Source organism: Promicromonospora kroppenstedtii DSM 19349 (assembly GCF_000515355.1).
In the GTDB taxonomy this organism is placed as follows: Bacteria; Actinomycetota; Actinomycetes; order Actinomycetales; family Cellulomonadaceae; genus Promicromonospora; species Promicromonospora kroppenstedtii.
Genome location: NZ_KI911665.1, coordinates 90,886 through 97,915, shown reverse-complemented (window position 1 = coordinate 97,915; position 7,030 = coordinate 90,886). Strand labels below are relative to the sequence as shown.

6 protein-coding genes are annotated in these 7,030 nt (G+C 72.5%); 5 read left to right on the top strand and 1 reads right to left on the bottom strand.

What is annotated here, in order from left to right:
* A partial coding sequence (locus tag PROKR_RS12815; protein ID WP_036963768.1) for a HelD family protein occupies positions 1-1,786 on the bottom strand: 1,786 nt, incomplete at its 3' end.
* 142 nt (positions 1,787-1,928) lie between these two features.
* Between PROKR_RS12815 and PROKR_RS12810 the strand changes: the two genes are divergently transcribed.
* The 5 genes from PROKR_RS12810 to PROKR_RS12790 all read left to right on the top strand — a co-directional run bounded on the left by PROKR_RS12810 (position 1,929) and on the right by PROKR_RS12790 (position 6,957).
* Positions 1,929-3,308 carry a PP2C family protein-serine/threonine phosphatase gene (locus PROKR_RS12810; protein ID WP_245605808.1) on the top strand — a complete coding sequence of 460 codons (1,380 nt, stop codon included), beginning with the start codon at positions 1,929-1,931 and terminating at the stop codon, positions 3,306-3,308.
* On the top strand, positions 3,305-4,954 hold the full coding sequence (locus PROKR_RS12805; protein ID WP_245605807.1) for a sensor histidine kinase: 1,650 nt from the start codon (positions 3,305-3,307) through the stop codon (positions 4,952-4,954). The genes PROKR_RS12810 and PROKR_RS12805 overlap by 4 nt, the downstream gene beginning before the upstream one ends.
* 106 nt (positions 4,955-5,060) lie before the next feature.
* The gene (locus tag PROKR_RS12800; RefSeq protein WP_036963882.1) at positions 5,061-5,480 is read left to right on the top strand and encodes a response regulator; all 420 of its coding nucleotides are present in this window, start codon (positions 5,061-5,063) and stop codon (positions 5,478-5,480) included.
* Positions 5,481-5,604: 124 nt separating this feature from the next.
* Positions 5,605-6,534, top strand: a complete 930-nt coding sequence (locus PROKR_RS12795; RefSeq protein WP_211240126.1) for a proteasome assembly chaperone family protein — start codon at positions 5,605-5,607, stop codon at positions 6,532-6,534.
* A gap of 219 nt (positions 6,535-6,753) precedes the next feature.
* Positions 6,754-6,957, top strand: coding sequence for a cold-shock protein (locus PROKR_RS12790; protein ID WP_020016705.1), 204 nt, complete (start codon positions 6,754-6,756; stop codon positions 6,955-6,957).
* Positions 6,958-7,030: the final 73 nt, after the last annotated feature.

Here is a 7,030-nt window from a genome sequence, read left to right as displayed (position 1 = left end):
GCGCGACCCGCTGGGCGGTGTCGGCCACGGTGGCCGGCGTGCGGTAGGAGACGGTGAGCTCGGCGAGCCGCCAGCCGTCGCGCAGCAGCGGCGTGAGCATGCGGTCCCAGCTGCGGGCACCGGCCGCCGACGAGGTCTGGGCGACGTCGCCGACGATGGTCATCGAGCGCGTCGGCACCCGGCGCACCAGCGCCCGCCAGGCCATCGGGGACAGCTCCTGCGCCTCGTCGACCACCACGTGGCCGTAGGTCCAGGACCGGTCCGCGGCGGCGCGCTCCGCCGTCGTGAGCGACGGGCCGCTCGCGGCGAAGCGGGAGGCGAGCGTCTCGGCGTCGACCAGGCCGCCGCCCGCGCCCGTGGCGGAGAGCACGTTGCGCGCGTACTCGAGCTCCTGGGCCCGCTCCGCCTCGCGGAGCTGGGCCTCGGCCCGCGCCAGGGAGTCGTCCTCGCCCAGCAGCTCGTACGCCTCGTCCAGGATCGGTACGTCCGACTCGGTCCACGGCGCGCCCGGGTCGCGGGCCAGCAGGCGTCGCTCGCGCTCGGACAGCTCCGGCGCGGCCTCGGCCAGCCGGTGCGGCTTGGCGTACAGGTCGGAGACGAGCCGCTCCGGCGTGATCGGCAGCCAGGCGATGTTGAGCGCCACGCGGACGTCGCGGTCGGAGCGCAGGTCCTCGACCACGGAGGCGCGGTCCTCGGCCGACAGCGGCGCGCCGTCGAAGTCGCGGTACTGGTCGGCCAGCCGCCCGAGCATGTCGCGCACGAACGACGCGCGCGCCAGGTTGTGCGGCTTGTGCGTGCGGCGGGCGCGGGCGATCGCGTCGGCGACGTCGCGGGGGTGGATCACGAAGTCGTGCCCCTCGACCCGCACCTCGACCGGGTGCCGCGGCACGCGCTCGCGCGCCCGCACGGCCCGGCGGATCACCTTGCGCCACAGCAGCAGGCCCTTGAGCCGGGCCACCTGGCCCTCGTCGACCCCGGTCGCCCGGACCCCCGGCAGCAGGCTGCCGATCGTGGTGGACACCACGCCGGTCTCGCCGAGGGAGGGCAGCACCTGGTCGATATACCGCAGGAAGGCGCTGGAGGGGCCCACGACCAGCACGCCGGAGCGCTCCAGCAGGCGCCGGTGCGCGTACAAGAGGTAGGCGGCGCGGTGCAGCGCGACCGCGGTCTTGCCCGTGCCCGGCCCGCCCTGGACCACGAGCGCCCCGGTCAGGTCGGAGCGGATGATGCGGTCCTGCTCGGCCTGGATGGTCGCGACGATGTCCGTCATCCGGCCCGTACGGCCCTGGGCCATCGCCGCCAGCAGCGCGCCCTCGCCGGACAGCGCGTCGGCGTCGATCTCGGCCTCGAGGTCCAGGACCTCGTCCTCCAGGCCGGTCACCGCGCGGCCCTTGGTCACCAGGTGCCGACGCCGCCGGACGTCGCCCGGGTGCAGCGCCGTGGCCCGGTAGAACGCCTCCGCGGCCGGTGCGCGCCAGTCGGTGAGCATCGAGCGGTGCTCGGCGTCCGTCAGGCCGATGCGGCCCACGTACCTCGTCGCACCGTCGGACAGGTCCAGCCGGCCGAAGACCAGGCGGTCCTCGACCGCGTCGAGCTGCGCGGCCCGGTCCTCGTACATGGTCGCGAACGCGTCGCGCTCGCTGCGGTTCTGGTGCGTCCCGGAGGCGCCCTCCAGGCGCACGTTCCGTAGCCGGTTCGCGGTGGTGCCGCGCAGGGTGTCCAAGCGGACGTACATCGTGTCGACGACTGCTTGCTCGTGGGCCAGCTCGCCCGCGATTCCCGTCACGCCCTACCTCCGTGTTTCACCAGCGAGCCTCCGACTTCCACCCGCGAGTTCTCTCCGGTCGCAATCAACCGGCCGACCATTATTGCTCACCCGTCGGCCTGTCCGCTGACAGGGCGTCGTCACGCTGGATAGGATCGCCGCCATGGCACCGGGCGGAGCGGGTCCTGCGAGGCCCTCAGGCGGGCCCGGCCCCGAGGCGCGCCCGGCCCGGCTCGACGGTCCGATATCGGTGCTGCTGGTCGAGGACGACGACGCCGACGCGTTCCTCGTGAGCGAGCTCCTTGCCGACGCCGACGTGGATTCCGACCTGCGCGCGGACCTGCACCGCGCACGCTCCGTCGACGAGGCCCTCAACATCCTGTCCATGGTCGCCGTGGACTGCCTGCTCCTCGACCTGGGCCTGCCCGACGCCGAGGGGCTGGGCGCCCTGCGCCGCGTCATGGCCGGCATCGAGGTGCTGCCGGTGCAGCCCGCCGTCGTGGTGCTCACCGGGAACACGGCACACGACCTGGGCTCGGCCGCCGTCGCCAACGGCGCCGACGACTACCTGGTCAAGGGCGAGGTGGACGGCGACGGGCTGGCCCGCTGCCTGCGCTACGCCACGCTGCGCCGGCGCTCGGCCGCCCAGCAGATCGCGCTGTTCCGCAGCGAGGTGCGCGCCGCCGAGACCACGCGCCTGGAGCGCGCCCTGCTGCCCAAGGAGCTCGTCACCGACGAGCGGGTCTCCGTCATGGTCGGCTACCTGCCCGGCGGCAACGGCCTGCTCGGCGGAGATTTCTTCGACACCGTGGAACGCCCCGACGGCACCCTGGTCACCGTCATCGGCGACGTCGCCGGGCACGGCCCGGACGAGGCGGCGCTCGGCGCCGCGATGCGCACCGCCTGGCGCACGCTCGTGCTGGCCGACACCCCCGCCGACGACGTGCTGCCGCTGCTCGAACGGGTGCTCCTGGCCGAACGCGGGCGGCCCGAGGTGTTCGTCACCATCTGCCAGGCCGTGATCTCGCCCGACCGCTCGCACATGGACGTCTACCTCGCCGGGCACCTGCCGCCCCTGCTCGTGGTGCCGCAGACGCCGTCCGGCGAGTCCACCACCACCCACCGCTGCGAGGAGCTGTCCTCGTCCGACCGCGGCCGCGCGCTCGGCATCCCCGTCGAGGGCACCTGGACCGCCCACCGCGTACACCTGCCCGAGGTGTGGACCGCCGTGCTCTACACCGACGGGCTCGTCGAGGCGGCCGTCGGCGCCGACCCCGAGGGCACGCCGATCCTCCCGCCCAGTGCCCACGGGCGCATGCCGCGGCTCGGGGCGCACGGCCTGCGCAGCGTCGTCGAGCATGAGATGGACCAGGGCACCGACGAGGTCGTCACCCGCGTGCTGCGCCGCGTGCGCGCCCTGCACGGCGGCCCCCTCGTCGACGACGCCGCGCTGCTGTTCGTCGGCTGGGCCGGCGCCGGCGCCACCGAACCGGGGGAGCGCACCTCGACCCTGGCCGACTCGGTGGAGTGGTCGCGGGCATGACGCTAGTGCCGGACGAGCACCGGTTCACCGGTGTGTCGATGCGCCGCCGCCTCGCTCGCCTGCTCGGCGCCGTCGCGGCCATGCTCGTGCTGGCGCTCGCGGTGGCGGTGCTCGCCCTGGTCCAGTCCCGCAGCCTGGACGCCCGCGCCGACGGCCCCTACTACCGAGCCCTGGTCGACGGCGAGCGGGCCTCCGTGGCGCTCGCCGACGCCGACGCGTCGGTGAGCGCCTACCGCGCCACCTGCGACGAGGCCGCGCTGGAGCCCTGGACCCGCGCCGTCGGGGCGAGCGGCCGCATCATGCTCCTGGCCGACGTCGAGCGCCGCGCGCTGGCCTCGGACGCCGAGGTGCTGCAGGCCTACGAGGAGGCCGTGCGCCGCACCGACGCCTGGTTCGACGAGTACGCCGAGCCCGTGGTCGCGGCCGTCGAGGCAGCACCGGCCGGCCAGATGGCCTGCCAGATGGAGCTGCTGAGCACCGCCCCGCCGATCGCGCGGGGCGACGCGCTGTACGAGGCCGCCAACGACGCCGTCTCCCGGTACCTGGCCGAGCTGAGCGCGCAGCGCGACGAGGTCGTGGACACCCGCGCCGTCTGGGAGCGGCTGCTGCTGGGCGCCGTGGCGACGCTCGTGCTCGTGGTCGTGCTGATGGGCACCATGATGTGGCTCGCCCTGGAGTCATGGGTGATCCGGCCGCTCACGGAGCTCACCGCCGCGGTCCGCGTGGTCAGCAGCGGCGTGCTCGGGAGGGAGATCCGGCCCGCCGGCACGGGTGAGGTCGCCCTGCTGGCCATGCACGTGGAGACCATGCGCCGCGAGCTGGTGCACCAGGTGGAGGAGATCCGGCTGTCGCACCAGGAGGTCGAGAACGCGCACACCCTGCTGAGCGAGCAGGCACGCGAGCTCGAGCGGTCCAACCGCGACCTGGAGCAGTTCGCCTACGTGGCGTCGCACGACCTCCAGGAGCCGCTGCGCAAGGTCGCGAGCTTCACGCAGCTCCTGCAGAAGCGTTACGGCGGCTCGCTCGACGACCGCGCCGACCAGTACATCGAGTTCGCCGTGGACGGCGCCAAGCGCATGCAGCGGCTCATCCAGGACCTGCTCAGCTTCTCGCGTGTGGGCCGCACGGGCGTCCCGCGCGAGGACGTCGAGCTGGAGGGTGTGCTGACCGCGGCGCTCGCGGAGCTGTCCGATCGGATCACGGCCGCGGACGCCGAGATCGTGCACGACCCGATGCCCGTGGTGCACGGCGAGCGTGCGCTGCTCCAGCAGATCTTCGTCAACCTGATCGGCAACTCGCTCAAGTTCCGGGACCCCGACCGGCCGCCGAGCGTGCGGATCGAGGTGCGCAGCATGCGTGCGCACTGGGAGATCTCGGTGGTGGACAACGGCATCGGCATCGACGCCCAGTACGCCGAGCGGGTGTTCGTCATCTTCCAGCGGCTGCACTCGCGCGAGCAGTACGCGGGCACCGGGATCGGCCTCTCGCTGGTCAAACGGATCGTCGAGTACCACAAGGGCCGCATCTGGATCGAGCCGGCCGACGGCGGCGGCACCATCGTGCGGTTCACCCTGGCCCGACGGCAGGGCCAGCCCGGCACGGGGCGCCTTTCGACCGAACGGGCGCAGTCGACTACGCTTCAATGAGGCGGCCTGACCAGGGCCGACGGCGGGCCGCGACGAGGGGGCCCGGCGATGCCGACTTCATGGGACAGGTACGGGCCGGGTGGTCAACGTGAGCGGTCAGAAGGTGATGGAGATCCTCCTCGTGGAGGACGACCCGGGCGACGTCCTGATGACGCGGGAGGCCTTCGAGGACCACCGCGTCCCGAACAACGTCTCCGTGGTCGGCGACGGCGTGAGCGCACTGGAGTTCCTGCGCAAGCAGGGCCAGTACGCCCAGGCGCCGACCCCTGACCTGGTGCTCCTGGACCTCAACCTGCCCAAGATGGACGGGCTCGAGGTGCTCGCCGTCGCCAAGGGCGACCCCATGCTTCGGCACATCCCGGTGGTCGTGCTGACCACGTCGGACGCCCAGGAGGACGTCGTCGGCTCGTACTCGCTGCACGCCAACGCGTACGTGACCAAGCCGGTCGACTTCGACCGGTTCATCGACGTGGTGCGCCGGATCGACGACTTCTTCGTCTCGGTGGTGCGCCTGCCCGGCCGCTGAGCCGGGCTTTCTCGCGACGCTCAGGGCGTAACGGGAAGACACCCGGCCCCCGTTGCGTTGGACCAGAGCAGACACCCTTCCGGATCGGGTGTTCGGCAGTACTCCGACGAGCGAGGGAGCGCACGTGCTTGACCCCCAGGGCATCTACGACGTCGACGAGGCAGCGGTGGAGCGCACGCTGGGTCGCAGCGTGCCCGGCAGCTCCGACGGACCCGTCATGTTGCACGCCGTCCGCGGTTTCGTGGACGCCGGCAGCGCGGGCGACCTCGCCGTCGAGCACCTGATCGACGAGTTCCGCGTGGAGCGTCTGGTGACGTTCGACGTGGACCAGCTGCTGGACTACCGCTCCAAGCGGGTGACCATGACGTTCGACTCCGACCGGTGGGCCGACTACCAGGCCCCCTACCTCGCCGTCGACCACCTGACCGACGCCGAGGGCACCGGGTTCCTGCTGCTGCACGGCGCCGAGCCGGACCTGCAGTGGGAGCGCGTGGTCGCGGCGCTGACCCAGCTCGTGGAGCGCTTCAACGTGAGCCTCCTGGTGGGCGTGCAGGGCATCCCGATGGGGCTGCCGCACACCCGCCCGCTGTCGCTGACGGCGCACGCGACCCGGCCCGGCCTGGTCGACGACTACACCTCGTGGTTCGGCAGCGTGAAGGTGCCGGGCTCGCTGGCGGCGCTCCTGGAGTACCGCCTGGGCGAGTCGGGGCACGACGCGCTCGGCTTCACCGTGCACGTGCCGCACTACCTCGCGCAGTCGCAGTACCCGCCGGCCACGGTCGTCGGGCTGCAGCACATCGAGCGTGCCACCGGGCTGGACCTGGCGATCGGCGGGCTCGAGGAGGCCGCGACCGACGCCAAGATCGAGGTGGAGAAGCAGGTCGCGGAGTCCTCCGAGATCGCCGCCGTGGTCAAGGCGCTGGAGGAGCAGTACGACGCGTTCGCCCGCTCGATCGGCCGCCCGAGCCTGCTCGCGGAGACCACGCCGATCCCGAGCGCCGACGAGCTCGGCGCGGAGTTCGAGCGATTCCTCGCACAGCAGAACGGCGAGTGAGCGCCGTTCCAGGTGACTTCGCGGACCGGTGTGTCATAGCTGCGGCAGAAATGTGCGTGTTCCGTGGCACATTTGAGTGGTCCATGCCACACTGGCGCACGTTGCAGTGACGTACCAAGGCCACGTCCGCCGTGTCGTGAGCAAGTCGGGAAAGCATTGCGGCACGGGGGCGGGCAACGGGCTCGCCGTCGGATCCCGGACGGAAGGTCGAAGGACAGCATGGCGCAGGGTTCTGTGAAGTGGTTCAACGCGGAGAAGGGCTACGGGTTCATCGCCCAGGACGGCGGCGGCGCCGACGTCTTCGTGCACTACTCCGCAATCCAGTCCAACGGGTACCGGTCTCTCGAGGAGGCCCAGCGGGTCGAGTTCGAGATCACGCAGGGTCCCAAGGGTCCGCAGGCGGAAGCAGTCGTGCCGCTCTGACGTAACTCGTGAGAAGGGCCGTGCTCCCTCGGGGAGCACGGCCCTTCTTGCGTGCCCGCTCAGGCCGTCTCGG

Excerpts from the sequence above, each read along its gene's own strand:
- PROKR_RS12810 (WP_245605808.1), top strand. The coding sequence starts at position 1,929 with ATGGCACCGGGCGGAGCGGGTCCTGCGAGGCCCTCAGGCGGGCCCGGC.
- PROKR_RS12805 (WP_245605807.1), top strand. The coding sequence starts at position 3,305 with ATGACGCTAGTGCCGGACGAGCACCGGTTCACCGGTGTGTCGATGCGC.
- PROKR_RS12800 (WP_036963882.1), top strand. The coding sequence starts at position 5,061 with ATGGAGATCCTCCTCGTGGAGGACGACCCGGGCGACGTCCTGATGACG.
- PROKR_RS12790 (WP_020016705.1), top strand. The coding sequence starts at position 6,754 with ATGGCGCAGGGTTCTGTGAAGTGGTTCAACGCGGAGAAGGGCTACGGG.